This window comes from uncultured Alcanivorax sp., assembly GCF_947258575.1.
GTDB lineage: Bacteria > Pseudomonadota > Gammaproteobacteria > Pseudomonadales > Alcanivoracaceae > Alcanivorax.
On the sequence record NZ_CAMYIV010000002.1, the window covers coordinates 387,688 to 403,731 of the forward strand.

Genomic DNA, 16,044 nt, shown 5'->3' on the forward strand with positions numbered 1-16,044 from the left:
TTTTGGTGCAGTAACTGGCCGAGACCTATCCCTTGTCAGAGTTCGATCCCCAACATTTTCTGGATCATTGCGCCCGCAAGCCGGGCGTCTATCGCATGCTCAATGAGGACGGTGATGTCCTCTATGTGGGCAAGGCGCGCAATTTACAGGCGCGACTGAGCAGTTATTTCCAGAAAAACATCACCAGCGCGAAGACCCGGGCTCTGGTGGCCCGCATTGCCAGTGTCCAGACTACGGTGACCGGCAGCGAGGCAGAAGCCTTGCTGCTGGAGCAATCGCTGATCAAGGAACTGCGGCCGCCCTATAATATTCTGCTGCGCGACGACAAATCCTATCCCTACATTCGTATTACCTCCGCGGACCGGTTTCCACGCATCACCTTTCATCGCGGTAGTCGCCGTAGCGGCAGTCACTATTTTGGCCCTTACCCCAGTGGCGGCGCGGTGCGAGAAGCGCTTTCCCTGGTGGAAAAAGTCTTCCAGGTGCGCAATTGCAGCGACAGCTACTTCCGCAATCGGACCCGGCCCTGCCTGCAGCATCAGATCAATCGTTGTACTGCCCCCTGTGTCGGGCTGGTCAGCGAGGAGGCCTATGCCCATCAGGTGAAACTGGCCATGGACTTCCTGGATGGTCGCAGCCGGGAAGTGGTCGAGCAGCTCAGTGCGGAAATGGATGCTGCGTCCCAATCTCTGGATTTCGAGCGGGCCGCCATCGTCCGCGATCAGCTGGCAGCGATTCAATCTGTGCAGCAGAAGCAATACGCGGAAACCGGGCAGGGCAACCTGGATGTGGTTGCCATCGAAAGCCGTCATGGCCTGGCAGTGGTGGAGGTGCTGATGATTCGCGGTGGCCGGATTCTCGGCCACCGCACCTTCCGCCCGGATACCCGTGGCGAAGAGGACCAAAACGAAATTCTGGAAGCGTTTCTGGCCCAGTATTACCTGGGCGACCGGGAAGATCCGGTGCAGCCCCAGGAAATCCTGCTGGGGCTTGAGCCGACCAGTGCCGAGGCGCTGCAGCAGGCATTAAGTGGCCACTGGGGCAAGAAGGTTCGTCTCGCCTGGCGAGTCAGGGGCGAGCGCGCCGCCTGGATCGACATGGCGCAGACCAATGCCCAGCAATCCCTGGCGGCAGAGCTGGCGGCCCGCGAACACATGGAGCAGCGCTTTCTGGCCCTTGAAGCGTTGCTTGGGGCGGAGGAGCCGGTGCGCCGCATTGAGTGTTTTGATATCAGTCACACCCAGGGTGAGAAGGCGGTGGCGTCCTGTGTGGTCTTCGATCAGCAGGGAGCCAGGAAAACCGACTATCGCCACTTCAACGTGGCCCCGGCCCATGCCGGGGATGACTATGAAGCGCTGGAAGAAGCGGTGCGACGTCGTTATCAGCGAGTGATCAAGGAGCAGGGCAGATTGCCGGATCTGTTGCTGATCGATGGTGGCAAGGGACAGATGCAGCGCGCCTGGGATGTGGCCCAGGAGCTGGGGTTGCAAGAGCGCGTGCGGGTAATGGGTATCGGCAAGGGGCCCAGCCGGCGGCCAGGTTTTGAAGTGCTGTATTTACCCGATGGGCAAGAGCTGGTGCCGGGCCCATCCCATTCTGCGTTGCACCTGCTGCAACAGGTTCGCGATGAGGCCCACCGGTTTGCACTAACTGGCCATCGGGCCCGGCGCGGCAAGACCCGTAAACAGTCTTCCCTGGACGAGATACCCGGCATCGGCCCGAAGCGGCGCAAGGCGCTGCTTACCCATTTTGGCGGCCTCAAGCAGTTGCGTAATGCCTCCGCCGGAGAGCTGGCGAGGGTGCCGGGGATCAATGCCCAGATGGCGCAAACCCTTTACGATTGGTTTCATGACTAGGCCCTGATCGCAAAATCGGCAATGAGTCACAGTCGGCTTTCCGTTATACTGGCGCTTTCGGCCTGTTAGTGCCCGCGGTGTTCCGATTCCGCGGGTGTTGAGGCTGGCCATGCGCTGCGTTCGTGCCGCTATCCATGCTTTTTTCAGGTATGCGACGGCCGAGCAGTGTATCAACAGGCCCTTATTTTGGCGGTAGTGCATATGCAGAAAACGAGCCCGATCCTGAATTTGCCCAATATTCTGACCATGATCCGTGTATTGGCAATTCCCGTTCTGGTTCTGGTGTTCTATTTGCCGTTCAAGTGGAGCGACATGTGCGCGGCGGCCCTGTTTCTGGCAGCGGGTGTGACCGACTGGCTAGACGGTTATCTGGCCAGACGCCTGAATCAGACCAGCCCTCTGGGCGCGTTTCTGGACCCGGTAGCGGACAAGCTGATCGTCGGGGTGGCTCTGGTGATGCTGGTACAGATTCATGCTACAGCCTGGCTGGCGGTGCCAGCCATGGTGATTGTTTCCCGGGAAATTGCCGTGTCAGCCCTGCGTGAGTGGATGGCGGAACTGGGGCAGCGGGGCAGAGTGGCGGTGAGCCAGCTCGGCAAGATCAAGACGGTAACCCAGATGACAGCAATCACCCTGTTGTTGGCTCAGAAGCCCGGCTTCGATGCGTTTGGCGATATCGTCATGACCCCCTGGCTGTGGCTCAGTTACGGCCTGTTGTATCTGGCCACGGCGCTGACACTTTGGTCCATGGGCTCCTATCTGCGCGCGGCAGCCCCTGAGTTACTGAAAAGCGGGGACTGAGTCGACCGCACCAGCCTGGCCTGGTGCCGAGGCGGGTCCGAATCGGGGATTTTTTAGTCAAAGTGCTGAAAAATCAGAAAAAACAACCAGGCCCGGCTTGACAGTGAGAGGGCGATGAGTAGAATTCTCCCCCGCAACGACGCATGATTCGGGGCAGAAAAAAAGCGGGAATAGCTCAGCTGGTAGAGCACAACCTTGCCAAGGTTGGGGTCGCGAGTTCGAATCTCGTTTCCCGCTCCAAGTTTTCGAAAACCTCGGCTCCGCCGAGGTTTTTTCTTGGTAAACCAGTTTAAAGGCGCGGTGGCAGAGTGGTTATGCAGCGGACTGCAACTCCGTGTACGCCGGTTCGATTCCGACCCGCGCCTCCAATTATTGACCTGCACGGTCACCGCCCGGGTGGCGAAATTGGTAGACGCAACGGACTTAAAATCCGTTGACCTTTGGTCGTGCGGGTTCAAGTCCCGCCCCGGGCACCAGCTTTTATCCCTTCCTGCGACACCCTCCATTTCCAGTATCAATCAGCATCGCCGCTAGTCGGAAATAATCCCAGCCAAATCAACCACCTGGTTACGCAACTTCAGGCACTTTATTGCCGTGTTGCCAGGCTTTCTGGTAGCCTCACACTTTAGTCTTAGCCTGCTTCTGCGATCTGTTCGCGGATTCGGGCCTAGCCCTTTCGGGGGGCAATGAGAACAAAAAGCCGGAAAGGCGAGAGGGCTATCTGAATGAACTGGTTCCAGAACCTGTCTGTGCGGCTGAAGATTCTGTCTGTGGCCGCACTGGGCATTGTGTTGTTTGTGGTCTATGCGGCCTACAGCTTCTATATTGCCGAAACCAATATTGATCACCTGAAACGGATCGAAAGTCAGGACTTTCCGGTTCTGGAGCTGGTCAACGCCAACAATGTGGATTTCATTGCTATCAGTGAATCCTTTATTGCGGCCATTACCCAGGCCGATCCGGATCTATTGCAGGAAGCGCAGAGTCGTGCCGCCGAGTTCGAGCAACGGCTGGCGGATATCCGCCGTACCGACCCCAGCCTGTCGGGCAGCGTTGAAGACTTGCGCAGTAGCTTCAGTGCCTACATCGGTGAGGCCACCACTCTGGCGCGCAGCCTGATTGACAACGATACGGCTTCCGATGATCTATACCAGCGAATCAGTCATGTTCGCAGCCTGCAGGATGCCTACGAGACACACCAGAAAGCGTTTGAGAAACAGCGCTACGAAGCGTTTCGTGAAACGCTCAATGCCAGTCGTTCCGATAACCTCAGCACCCAGAAAATCGGCCTGTTTCTGGGTCTGGTTGCCTTTACCTTGTTGGCCCTGATTGCCCTGCGTGTGACCCGTGCGATCACCTTGCCGCTGGAAGGCGCGGTGAACGCGGCGGACAACATTGCCAATGGCAAGTGGGATACCAAGATTGAAAAGGGTGGCCGTGACGAGACCGGCCACTTGTTGCACGCCATCCGCAAGATGCGTGACTCGCTGATAAAGCGCCACACCGAGGACCGCCGTCAGGAAACCATCAAGAATCATCTGGCGGAGCTCAATAACCGCATGCGCGGCGAGATGAGCTTTGAACAGCTGGGCAATAACATGCTCAGTTTCCTGGTGCCGGTGCTGGAAGCTCAGGTGGGTGCGTTTTACAGCTTTGACCCCTCCACCGAGCAGCTGATCCTGAGTAGCTCCTATGCGATGCAGCGGCGTAAGCATCTGGCTAACGCGTTCAAGCTGGGTGAGTCCCTGGTGGGGCAGTGTGCGCTTGAGCGCAAGAGCATCCTGTTGGAGCAGGTGCCGGAGGATTACATCAGTATCGCTTCCGGGACCGGTGCCGGGCAGGCTCGCAATGTGATGGTGATGCCGGTTGTCCATGATGATGAAATCAAGGGTGTGCTCGAAATCGGCGCTTTCCGTGAATTCAGTGACGAAGACCTGACATTCCTGGAGCAATGCGTGTCTGTGATCGCGGTGTCTGTGCACAGCGTGCAAAGCCGCATGCGTCTCGCGCAAATGCTTGAACAGACCCAGGAGCAGGCTGTCGCTCTTGAGCGACAGAAAGAAGAGATGGCCCAGGTCAATGAAGACCTGGAAGAACAGGCCATGGAGTTGTCCGCCTCGGAATCCCGCCTGCAGCAGCAGCAGGAAGAGCTGAAGGCGATCAACGAAGAACTGGAATCCCAGACGCAGGCTTTGCGCGCCTCCGAAGAGAGTCTGCAGGCTCAACAGGAAGAATTGCGCGTTACCAATGAAGAACTGGAAGCTCAGGCGCGTTTGCTTACCGAGCAGAAGAGTGAGATGGCGCAGAAGAACGATGAGCTTGAGCTGCTGCGCCACGAGCTGGAAGACAAGATCCGCGAACTGGAAATGTCTTCCAAATACAAATCCGAGTTCCTCTCCACCATGAGCCACGAACTGCGGACACCGCTCAACTCGATCCTGATTCTCTCCAATGCGCTGGGTCAGAACAAAAAAGGCAATCTGGATGACAAGCAGGTAGAGCACGCCCAGGTAATCCACTCTGCCGGCTCGGACCTGCTCAGCCTCATCAACGATATTCTCGATATTTCCAAGATCGAAGAAGGCAAGATGGATGTCATCATTGATGACTTGTCCCCACAGGAAATTGGTGAGCATTTCCGCCGAAACTTTGCCCATGTGGCGGAAAGTCGCAATCTGGATTTCCATGTCAATCTGGGCGACAACCTGCCGGATTACTTCTATACCGACCGTCAGCGCCTGGAGCAGATCATCAAGAACCTGCTTTCCAATGCCTTGAAGTTCACCGAGCAAGGCTCGGTGACGCTGACCATCGCCCGCCCCGAAGAAGACGAGTCGCTGCCGTCCCGACAGTTACTGCGTGACCAGACCATCAAGTTTGCGGTGACCGACACGGGCACCGGTATCGCGGCTGAAAAACAAAAGCTGATCTTCGAGGCGTTCCAGCAGGCGGATGGGACTACCAGCCGCAAATATGGCGGCACCGGTCTGGGGCTGACCATTTCCCGGGAACTGGCACGCTTGCTGGGTGGCGAGATCAGTCTCTACAGCGACGGAGAAGGCACGGGCTCTACCTTCATGCTGTATCTGCCGGAAGGCTCCGAGGAGTCCATGGAAGCATCAGCCGGCGGTGTGCCGCAGGAAGCAGACATCGGCACGAATGCGGAAGCCCATACCGCACCACTGACTCATGCCGAACCCGCCCGCGATGATTTCGTCGTACGTGAAAAGACCGTACTGATCGTCGAGGATGACAGCGAATTCGCCAATGTCCTGCTGGAATTGGCAGCCGATTATGGGCTGGAAGGGCATATCTGTTCTGATGGGGAGGCAGCACTGGAATACGCCAGCCACTATCGCCCCAGCGCCATCATTCTGGATATCGGCTTGCCGGGCATTGATGGCTGGGAAGTCATGGAGAAACTCAAGGCCGACCCGCGCACCAAGGATATTCCCGTACATTTCCTGTCGGGACGGGATGAGCGCAAGAAAGCCCTTGAGCTGGGCGCCATCGATTTCCTCACCAAGCCAGCCAAACAGGATGACATTCTCTCTGCCTTTGCCAAGATTGAAGGAGCCATCGAAACCAATGTGCGCCGTCTGCTGGTAGTGGAAGACAGTGAGATCCAGCACGAGAGTATTCGCGAGCTGTTTGATCAGAAAGGTGTGGAAATCACCGCTGCAACCAGTGGTGAAGAGGCCCTGAAAGCCCTGCGCGAGACCGTGTTCGACTGCATGATTCTGGATTTGACCCTGCCGGACATGAGCGGTTTCGAACTGCTGGAAACCCTGCATGCCAGTGAAAGTTATGACAGCGTTCCGGTGGTCATTTACACCGGCAAGGACATGACTCGCGAAGAAGAAGCGAAGCTGCGCAAATACGCTGACAGGATCATTCTCAAGACAGAGCGTTCCCACGAGCGGCTGCTGAATGAAGCGTCTCTGTTCCTGCACTGGCTGGAGTCTACGCTGCCTGCCAACCGCCGCCCCAGCACGGATGCCATCGAGCATCGCGACGATATTTTCGAAGGTAAGCAGTTGCTGCTGGTGGATGATGACATGCGCAATATTTATGCGCTGTCGGCCCAGCTGGAAGAGCTGGGCTTCGCTATCACCATTGCCAACAATGGTCGCGAAGCACTGGATGTTCTGGAGGAGCATCCGGATATGGATATCGTGCTGATGGATATCATGATGCCCGAGATGGATGGCTACGAGGCCATGACGCTTATCCGCGAGCAGGCTCGTTTCCAGAAGTTGCCGATGCTGGCACTCACCGCCAAGGCTATGAAGGACGACCGGGCCAAATGTATTCAGGCGGGCGCCAACGATTACTGCTCCAAGCCGATTGATATGGCAAAACTCACCTCGCTGTTGCGGGTTTGGCTCCACAAGTAGGCCCTGGAGGATCAATGAATGGCTGAGCCGTACCCCATCGATGATGATGAGATCAATGTGGAGGATATCGAGATCCGGCTATTGCTGGAGGCTATCTACCAGATGTATGGGTACGATTTCCGCTCTTACAGCAAGGCGTCCATTCGTCGCCGGGTCATGCATCGTATGACCATGTCCGGTTTCGCCTCGATCATGGAAATGACCGACAAGGTACTGCGCGACCGGCCGTTCTTCGTGACCCTGCTCAACGATCTCACCGTCAATGTGACCGAGATGTACCGGGACCCGGAGTTCTACCGGGCCTTCCGTGAAGACGTGGTGCCGGTATTGAAAACCTTTCCCTTCATCAAGATATGGCATGCCGGGTGCTCCACCGGCGAGGAAATTTATTCCATGGCCATCCTGCTGGAAGAAGAAGGGCTCTACGACCGCGCCATGATCTATGCCACTGATATCGACAAGAATGTGCTGGCATCCGCGAAAAAAGGGATTTATTCCATTGAGGCGGTGAAACAGTATGGTGACAATTATCGTCGGGCAGGGGGGCGACACTCACTGTCTGATTATTTCACTGCGCGCTATGACAGCGTGATTATGGAGCAGCGCCTCAAGCGCAATATTGTTTTTGCCGACCATGACCTGGCAACGGACCAGGTTTTTGGTGAAATGCACGTTATCCTGTGCCGCAATGTGCTGATCTACTTTGATCGTGCCCTGCAGGCCCGTGTGATTCGCTTGTTTAGCGACAGCCTCGACATGGGCGGCTATCTCTGCCTGGGCACCAAGGAAAGCCTGCGTTTCAGCGGCCAGGAAGAGACCTTTGATGTGATCAACACACCGCTACGGATTTTCCGCAAGCGGCAATTACTTCACAACGCATGACTAGAGACAACCAATGATAGAGCAGAAGCTGCTACTCGTGGATGACCAACCCGCCAACCTGGTGTCGCTGGAGGCAGTCCTGGAAGGCGAGGGGCGTACCCTTATCAAGGCACATTCCGGTCAGGAAGCCTTGAAGGTTCTGCTTAAGGAAGATATTTCTCTGGTGCTGCTGGATGTGCAGATGCCAGGTATGGATGGCTTTGAAGTTGCTGAATTGATGCGTCAGCGCAAGGATACGCAGACCATCCCCATTATTTTTGTGACTGCCATCAGCAAGGAAAAGAAATACGTATTCAAGGGCTACCAGGCCGGAGCCGTGGATTACCTGTTCAAACCCCTGGATCCATTGATCTTAAAGAGCAAAGTGGATTTCTTTCTCAGCCTGGACAAGCAGCGGCGCGAACTTCAGGAGAAGCTGCGTGAAGCTCAGGCCCATCGTGCTGCCTACGAAGCCGGAAAAACCCAGCGAGGGGAGGGTAGCGGTAACTCATCGTGATGAACAGAATCGGGCCGGTAAAGGCGATTGTCATGGGGGCCTCCTGGGGAGGCCTTAATGCGTATACTCGCATCCTGTCGGCGTTGCCGGCCGACTTTCCGGCTGCCATTCTGCTGGTTCAGCATCAGCATGCCAGCGCGGAAAATCGTTTGCCATGGTTGCTGGCCCGTTATTGTCAACTGCCGGTGATCGCGCCGGAAGACAAGGAAGAGATACAGCCGGGCTGTGTCTATGTGGCACCGCCCGGCTATCACATGCTGGTGGAAGAGGATGAGACGTTGGCTTTTTCTGCAGGAAGGGCTGTACTCTTTTCTCGCCCATCGGTAGACGAGCTGTTTCTTTCCGCGGGGGCGGTTTACGGGAAACAGCTTGCCGGGGTTATTCTCACCGGCGCCAACGAAGATGGTGCAAAAGGAATTGACTATATTCACCGTCGTGGCGGGTTCACCATTGCCCAGTCACCGGTAAGTGCAGAAGCACCGGCCATGCCCGAAGCGGCAATAAAAACAGGTGCGGTTTCCAGAGTGCTCGACCTTGAAGCAATCGGGCCCTTTCTGGCAGAACAGGTTGCAGGGTAGTAGACCTATGAAGCAAAACATTTTGGTTGTGGATGACCACAGGGAAAATCTTATCGCCCTTGAAGCAATTCTCGACGGGGAAGGGCGTAACCTCGTTATGGCACAATCGGGTAACGAGGCACTCTCACTGGCGCTGAAATATGATTTCGCGCTGGTGTTGCTGGATGTGCAGATGCCGGAAATGGACGGCTTTGAAGTCGCCGAGCTGATGCGCAAGAACAACAAAACCCGCCATATCCCCATCATTTTCGTCACCGCCATATCCAAAGAGCAGAAATACGTGTTCAAGGGCTATGAATGCGGCGCGGTGGACTATCTGTTCAAGCCCATTGACCAGAAAATACTGGAAGCCAAGGTCAATGTGTTTCTTGAACTGGATCGCCAGCGAAAGAAACTCCAGCAGGCTGTGGTACAGATGAAACGCCTGAAGGACGAAAACGAACGCCTGCTACACGCCCTTGGCGAGGCCCTGATAGGGGCTGATGCCCGCGGCAAGGTGTCTTTCTGTAATGAGGCGGCCTGTGCCCTGCTGCGCCGCCCCCGCGATGAGCTGGTAGGTAAGGATATTGCGGCGCTGATTTTCAATGATGACACTGGCAAGCGTCGCTGGGAGTGGAAGGAATCACCGTTACGTCAGGCCTGTCAGCAGGGGGAAGGCTGGAAAAACGAACACAGCCTGTACACACAAGATGAAGACGGACTGGTAGCCTTGTCGGTACGCGGTAACGCTATCAACGATGATGCCGGCAATTTTACCGGTGTCGTCATTGTGTTGCGTAAGGCTGACGACGAAAATGATGTGAGAGACAGTCGCAAGGATCATCGCCGCCACCCGCGCAAGAAGCTGTTTCGGGAAATGGTGGTGTTCGATCGCAGCACCGGTGGTAACGTGGGCCGCCTGATGAATATCAGCCTGGACGGCTTCAAGCTGTTTACCCGCCGTGAGCTTCCCCATGGTGAGGTGTTACATATGGGCATGGTGTTGCCGGATCAAATTGCCGGGGTAAACACCATCAGCTTCGATGCGCGGGTGGTATGGTCGGAAATTCTGGATGCCCCCGGGGAATACCAGGTGGGTTTCCAGTTCATGGAACTGACAAAGATCACGGCTAATGTGATCGAGAATCTGATGGATAAATACTGAAATGAACGAGCACATCGAGACGCCGGAAAATAAAGACCTTCCCCCGTCGTTGCTGCCCTATGGGTTTGCCCGGCGCTACGGTGTGCTGTTGCGTGAAAAAGATGGCCATCGCGAGTTGTGCTACCGCAAGGATGTGCCGCTGTCCGCTCTTAGTGAGGTTCAGCGTTATATAGGACGGTTGCCGGCGCTGGTGCCCATGGATGAGGCTGCTTTTACCGCTGCCATGGCCATCGCCTACGAGCAGCAGCGCGGCGCTGCTGCGGAAGCGGCTGGTGACCTGGAAGGACTGGATCTGGCCAGCCTCGCGGATTCATTGCCGGAAACCTCCGATTTGCTGGAACAGGAAGATGACGCGCCGATTATCCGGTTGATCAATGCCCTGTTGCAGGAAGCCATCCGCGAGGATGCTTCCGATATCCATATTGAAACCTTCGAACGGCGCCTTGTGGTTCGCATGCGGGTCGATGGGGTATTGCGTGAAATACTCACCCCGAAACGGGAGCTGGCGCCACTGCTGGTTTCGCGTATCAAGGTGATGGCACGGCTGGACATTGCCGAGAAACGGATTCCCCAGGATGGCCGTATCTCCCTGAGAATTGGCGGCCGTGACGTGGATGTGCGGGTGTCCACCATGCCGTCCAGTAATGGAGAGCGGGTAGTGCTGCGCCTGCTCGACAAGCAGGCAGGGCGACTGCAGCTGTCCCATCTGGGCATGGGCGATGTGTGCGACCAGCACATGCGCGAACTGATTCACAAGCCCCACGGCATTATCCTGGTGACCGGCCCTACCGGGTCCGGTAAGACCACGACGCTGTACGCCTCACTGGCGGATCTCAATGACAGCACCCGTAATATTCTCACAGTGGAAGATCCCATCGAGTACCAGCTCGAGGGGATCGGCCAGACTCAGGTCAACACCAAGGTGGATATGACCTTTGCCCGCGGGCTGCGCGCCATTCTGCGCCAGGACCCGGACGTAGTGATGGTGGGTGAAATCCGTGACCTGGAAACCGCTGAAATTGCCGTGCAGGCATCACTGACCGGTCACCTGGTGCTGTCTACACTGCATACCAATACTGCCGTGGGTGCCATGACCCGGCTGCAGGATATGGGCATCGAGCCATTCCTGCTCTCCAGCTCCCTGCTCGGGGCCCTGGCACAGCGACTGGTGCGTGTCTTGTGTGATGACTGCAAGACACCGTATCAGCCCAGTGCCAGCGAATTGAGAATGATGGGGTTGCCGGAAGGGGAATCCTGTACGCTCTATCATCCAAATGGTTGCGATGCCTGTAACCAGCAGGGCTACCGCGGGCGAACCGGTATTTACGAACTGGTGCTGATTGATGAAACCATGCGCCAGCTTATTCATGACCAGGCCGGCGAACTGGCATTGAACCGACACGCCCGTACCCTCACCAGTGGCATCCGCGAGGATGGCTGGCGTAAAGTACTGGCTGGACACACCAGTGTGGAAGAAGTATTGCGTGTGACCCGCGAAGACTGACCGGACCCCTGATCCATGCCTGCATTCGAATACCGATCCCTGGATCACAGGGGCAAAATCAAGAAAGGCACGCTGGAAGCCGACAGTGCTCGCCAGGTGCGTCAACAGCTCCGTGACAAGGGCTGGGTTCCCATTGAGGTCAATGAGGCCCAGGACAGCAGCAGTTCTGCCGGCCTGGGGCGCTTTTCCGGTTCCGGCAAGCTCAATGGCGCCGAGCAGGCATTGTTGACCCGCCAGCTGGCCACTCTTCTCAAATCCGGCCTGCCCGTAGAGCAGGCCCTGTCGGCGGTGGCCAAGCAGGCTGCCAATGACCGCATCGAACGGATTATCCTGGCGGTTCGCGCCAAGGTGCGCGAGGGCTTCAGCCTGGCCCACAGCTTCGAATCCTTTCCTCGGGCTTTTCCGGAAATGTACCGGGCCACCGTGGCGGCCGGCGAGCAGAGCGGCCACCTTGAGCAAGTCCTCGAGCAATTGGCCGATTACCTGGAAACCCGCCATGACACCGGCCGCTCGGTGGCTCAGGCGATGATCTATCCGGCCTTTATCATGGTGTTTGCCACCATTGTCATCATGCTGATGATGACCTTTGTAGTGCCCAAACTGGTGGCTGTGTTCGAAGGGCGTGAACAGACGCTGCCGCTATTGACCCGCATTGTCATGGCACTCAGTGATTTTGCCCGCGACTGGGGCTGGCTGCTGTGCTTGCTGATTGTTGTCGCGGTGGTGGCTTTCATGCGAGCCATGCGTGACCCGGCATTCCGCCTGCGGGTGCATCGCCGCTTGGTGACCATGCCGATGGTGGGCACCATGCTGCGGGCCGCGGACAGTGCCCGCCTGGCAAGCACCCTGGGGATTCTCGGCCGTTCCGGCGTGCCCCTGGTGGATGCCCTGTTTATTGCCGCCCAGGTGGTGGGTAACCTTGAAGTGAGAAACGCGGTCAAGAATGCCGCCGCCAAGGTCCGTGAGGGCGGCAGCCTGAGCCGTGCCCTGGATGCCAGCGGCTATTTCCCGCCCATGCTGGTACAGATGATTGCCAGCGGTGAGGCCAGCGGTGAGCTGGATCATATGCTCACCCGGGCCGCGGATTATCAGGAACGAGAACTGAGTAGCACTGTCAGTACTATGGTGGGTCTGCTGGGACCTATCATGCTGCTGTTCATGGCGGGAGTGGTGGTGCTTATCGTGTTGTCGGTCATGTTGCCCATCATGCAAATGAACAATTTACTAGCCGGATAGGTGGAAGAATGAAAACGAAAGGCGCCATGTCAGGGTTTACCCTGCTGGAAATTATGGTGGTAGTGGCCATTATCGGCCTGCTGGCCGCAGTCATCGTGCCCAATGTGATCGGGCAGGGCGAGGGGGCCAAAGTGGACCTGACCAAGGCCAATATGGGCAAGATTGTCCAGCAGTTGGACCTCTACAAGTTCAACAACGGCAGTTATCCCACCAGTGAAGAAGGGCTCAATGCATTGGTTGAGCGCCCGGCGTCTGCCCGCAAATGGCCTGACGGCGGCTATCTGTCCAGCGTGCCCGAGGATGCCTGGAATAATGACTATGTGTATATCTCTCCCGGTGTCGAAGGGCCCTTCGATCTGCTTTCCCTGGGCGCCGATGGGGTAGAGGGTGGTGAAGGTACTGATGCGGACATCAACTGGCGCGACATTCAGTAATATGCGCCTACGCCCCGTCGGTCAGGCCGGATTCACGCTACTGGAAATCATGGTGGTGGTGATGCTGATGGGGCTGCTAACGGCGGTGCTGGTATCCCAGGGAAACTGGACCAGTGATGACCGCCAGCTCGAAGAGGAAGCGGCCCGCCTGGAAGATACCCTGGCGCTACTCAATGAGCGCAGCCTGTTCTCTGGCCAGTTGCTGGCCTTGCGGCTGGAAACCACCGGCTGGACTCCACTGGCCTACGACAGAATTGAGGGTGATTTTCTGCCCGTGGATGATACGGCACTGAAGGCTCACAGACTGCCGCCTTCACTGGAGCTGGTTTGGGAGCTTGATGATCTGGGTGAAGATCAGGCCAGCCTGAGTGAGGTGGCCGAAACCCTGGTGCAGGACGATGTAATGGCCGGGTCGGGCAAGGCATTGCTTGATGACGAAGAAAGCGACGGCTCCGATCAGGACGAGGCGGTTTTTCCCCAGGTGTTTTTCTTCCCCAGTGGTGAAGTCTCGCCGCTGACAGTGACGCTTCGTGCCTATGATGATGTGGAGGCCGAGCAACGTTTGCGCGTTTCCGCACTGGGCCAGTTCAGTGATCCTGACGCCGGGGATGACGAGGAGGGCGAGCAGTGAGACGTGGACATCAGGGCTTTACGTTGGTCGAAGTGCTGGTCGCCGTGTCCATCCTGGCCCTGGTGATGGTGACCCTCGGGCAGAGCATGGGCGCCACCGCGCGGGCCTACACCAATATCAACGAAACGCATCTGGGATTTCTGGTGGCGTCTGACAAGCTGGTGGAAATGCAGGTGTATCAGCAATGGCCCACTACCGGCACCTCTGACAGTGAAGTCACCCGTAACGGTCGTGATTGGTGGATAGAAACCACCATTTCCGAAGGTCCTTATCCGGATACCCGGCGTGTGGATATCGAAGTGGGTCCGCTTCAGGGTGACGACAAGGGTGGCATGGCCTACCGCTTGGCAAGTTTGATCGGCAAGCCGGCGTCATGATGACAGGGCGCGCTGCGATCAAAGGCTTCACGCTGCTGGAGATGGTTGTCACTATCGCCATCTTTGCGTTTATCTATGTGTGGGTAGCCAGCTTCCTCGGCAGTGCGCTGCAGGGCCGTGAGCAACTCAATGCCAACGCCAGCATCATGGAGCGCAACCAGCGCGCCATCACCTACCTGACCCTGGATTTCGAGCAACTGATCAGCCGCCCGGTCCGCGATCCCTATGGCGACCCGCAACCCGCCATTATCGGCCGCGACAATTACGTGGAATTTACCCGACTTGGCTGGTCCAACCCCTTCGGGCTGCGTCAGCGCAGTGAGATGCAGCGGGTTATCTATACGCTGGAAGACGGCAAACTCTATCGTCGTTACTGGCCAGTGCTGGATACCAATGTGGCCACCGAATATCAGCAAGATGTGCTGATCGACGATGTGGCCCGGTTTACGGTGCGTTATCTCGACAAGACTCCACAGGGAGAGTGGCAATGGCTGGAGCTGTGGCCGGATGTGGCCCTGGCTGCGGTTCCCGTCTGGCAGCAGCGATTACCGAAAAGCATCGAAGTGGAAATTGAGCTGGAAGATGGCGATACCATTCACCGTTTCTACCGTACGGTGGTGAACCCGTGGACATGACAGCCAGCAAGCAACATGGTGTGGCTCTGATTATCGTGCTGATGCTGTTCGCCATCCTCAGTACCATTACCCTGGAAATTGTTTTCCGGCAGGATCGCTTCCTGACCCGGGCAGATAACTTGCTGCAGTGGGATAAGCGCTATCAATACGCCATGGCGGCAGAGGTGGTCGCCCAGCAGGGGCTGATCGATGATCTGGATGATGATCGCAACAACAATGCCATGGTGGACGACTGTGTCGAAGAGCAGTGGGCTGTGCAGTTGCCGCCCACCCCCTATGACGACGCCATGCTCAGCGCCAGCGTCCAGGATTTGCAGGGGCGTTTTAACCTGAACTGGCTGATTACGACATCCGGCGGACAATTTATCCGAAACCCCGAAGCCATCACTCAGTTGACCCGCCTCATCGAACAGACGTTTCCGCCCGAAGCCAATCCCTCACGGCTGGCCAATGAAATGGCTGACTGGCTGGACAGCAACAATATTGTAGACAGTGTGGAAGGGGCAGAAGATCCGGAGTACCGAAACCGACGTACGCCTAATATGCCTGTGTCGCACGAGTCAGAACTGCGCGCACTGCTCAGTTTTCGGGTCAATAGTCAGCCCGCTGAATCGCTGGTGTGGGGCCTGTTTACTGCATTACCGCAAGGCACTACCTTGAACGTCAATACTGCGCCACCGCAGGTATTGGATGCGGTGATTGGCAGCGTGGCTGGCACAGGGGCAGTCAAAGCAGTAATAGAGGAACGCAAGAAGGCCCCCATAACGGCAATCAGTAATTTAATGCAGGAACCCGCTTTCAATGGCCTTAACGCCAATCAGAAAAACGATCTTGCCAGTCTATTGGGTGTCAGCAGCGAGTATTTTCAGGTAATGGTAAATGTGGAAGTGGATGGCCAGCTCAGTCGACTGGTCAGCCGCCTTCATCGGGCCAATGGCCAAGGGAAAACAACCTCCGTGTTCAGTCGTCAGGTCAGTCCACTGCTGACGCCACTCGAACCGGCGTGCAATCCCTTCTACAATGCTGACGGTACCTGACAAAAGCCAGATGTGGCTCCGCAATTGTGTGGCACA

General features: G+C 56.9%; 14 protein-coding genes and 3 tRNA genes. All 17 read left to right on the forward strand.

Annotated elements, in window-relative coordinates; genetic code table 11:
- Positions 1-32 precede the first annotated feature (32 nt).
- Positions 33-1,856: an excinuclease ABC subunit UvrC gene (gene uvrC, locus Q0Y02_RS01940; RefSeq protein WP_297763621.1), complete on the forward strand. Its 1,824-nt coding sequence runs from the start codon at positions 33-35 to the stop codon at positions 1,854-1,856.
- Positions 1,857-2,057: 201 nt separating this feature from the next.
- Entirely contained in the window at positions 2,058-2,657 is a 600-nt protein-coding gene (pgsA, locus tag Q0Y02_RS01945) for a CDP-diacylglycerol--glycerol-3-phosphate 3-phosphatidyltransferase (RefSeq protein WP_084573356.1), read from the forward strand.
- 164 nt (positions 2,658-2,821) lie between these two features.
- A tRNA-Gly gene (locus Q0Y02_RS01950) sits at positions 2,822-2,897 on the forward strand.
- Between the two features lie 54 nt (positions 2,898-2,951).
- Positions 2,952-3,025 (forward strand) — tRNA-Cys (locus Q0Y02_RS01955).
- Between the two features lie 22 nt (positions 3,026-3,047).
- Positions 3,048-3,133 (forward strand) — tRNA-Leu (locus tag Q0Y02_RS01960).
- A 249-nt stretch (positions 3,134-3,382) separates the two neighbouring features.
- Positions 3,383-7,054, forward strand: a complete 3,672-nt coding sequence (locus tag Q0Y02_RS01965) for a response regulator (RefSeq protein ID WP_297763625.1) — start codon at positions 3,383-3,385, stop codon at positions 7,052-7,054.
- Positions 7,055-7,072: 18 nt separating this feature from the next.
- A complete protein-coding gene (locus tag Q0Y02_RS01970) occupies positions 7,073-7,936 on the forward strand; it encodes a protein-glutamate O-methyltransferase CheR (RefSeq protein WP_297763629.1) in 864 nt (287 codons plus the stop codon).
- Between the two features lie 13 nt (positions 7,937-7,949).
- Entirely contained in the window at positions 7,950-8,432 is a 483-nt protein-coding gene (locus tag Q0Y02_RS01975; protein WP_297763632.1) for a response regulator, read from the forward strand.
- A gap of 32 nt (positions 8,433-8,464) precedes the next feature.
- Positions 8,465-9,010: a chemotaxis protein CheB gene (locus tag Q0Y02_RS01980; protein WP_297763634.1), complete on the forward strand. Its 546-nt coding sequence runs from the start codon at positions 8,465-8,467 to the stop codon at positions 9,008-9,010.
- Between the two features lie 7 nt (positions 9,011-9,017).
- Positions 9,018-10,154: a response regulator gene (locus Q0Y02_RS01985; RefSeq protein WP_297763637.1), complete on the forward strand. Its 1,137-nt coding sequence runs from the start codon at positions 9,018-9,020 to the stop codon at positions 10,152-10,154.
- Position 10,155: 1 nt separating this feature from the next.
- Positions 10,156-11,658, forward strand: a complete 1,503-nt coding sequence (gspE, locus tag Q0Y02_RS01990; protein ID WP_297763640.1) for a type II secretion system ATPase GspE — start codon at positions 10,156-10,158, stop codon at positions 11,656-11,658.
- Positions 11,659-11,673: 15 nt separating this feature from the next.
- On the forward strand, positions 11,674-12,894 hold the full coding sequence (gene gspF / locus Q0Y02_RS01995; protein WP_297763642.1) for a type II secretion system inner membrane protein GspF: 1,221 nt from the start codon (positions 11,674-11,676) through the stop codon (positions 12,892-12,894).
- Between the two features lie 8 nt (positions 12,895-12,902).
- Positions 12,903-13,328 (forward strand): type II secretion system major pseudopilin GspG, encoded by a 426-nt coding sequence (gene gspG / locus Q0Y02_RS02000; protein ID WP_297763645.1) that lies wholly within the window; start codon positions 12,903-12,905, stop codon positions 13,326-13,328.
- A 1-nt stretch (position 13,329) separates the two neighbouring features.
- Positions 13,330-13,959, forward strand: a complete 630-nt coding sequence (gene gspH / locus Q0Y02_RS02005; RefSeq protein ID WP_297763648.1) for a type II secretion system minor pseudopilin GspH — start codon at positions 13,330-13,332, stop codon at positions 13,957-13,959.
- Positions 13,956-14,336, forward strand: coding sequence for a type II secretion system minor pseudopilin GspI (gene gspI, locus Q0Y02_RS02010; RefSeq protein WP_297763652.1), 381 nt, complete (start codon positions 13,956-13,958; stop codon positions 14,334-14,336). The genes gspH and gspI overlap by 4 nt, the downstream gene beginning before the upstream one ends.
- The gene (gene gspJ / locus Q0Y02_RS02015; RefSeq protein ID WP_297763656.1) at positions 14,333-14,971 is read left to right on the forward strand and encodes a type II secretion system minor pseudopilin GspJ; all 639 of its coding nucleotides are present in this window, start codon (positions 14,333-14,335) and stop codon (positions 14,969-14,971) included. The genes gspI and gspJ overlap by 4 nt, the downstream gene beginning before the upstream one ends.
- Entirely contained in the window at positions 14,968-16,008 is a 1,041-nt protein-coding gene (gene gspK, locus Q0Y02_RS02020) for a type II secretion system minor pseudopilin GspK (RefSeq protein WP_297763659.1), read from the forward strand. The genes gspJ and gspK overlap by 4 nt, the downstream gene beginning before the upstream one ends.
- Positions 16,009-16,044 lie beyond the last annotated feature (36 nt).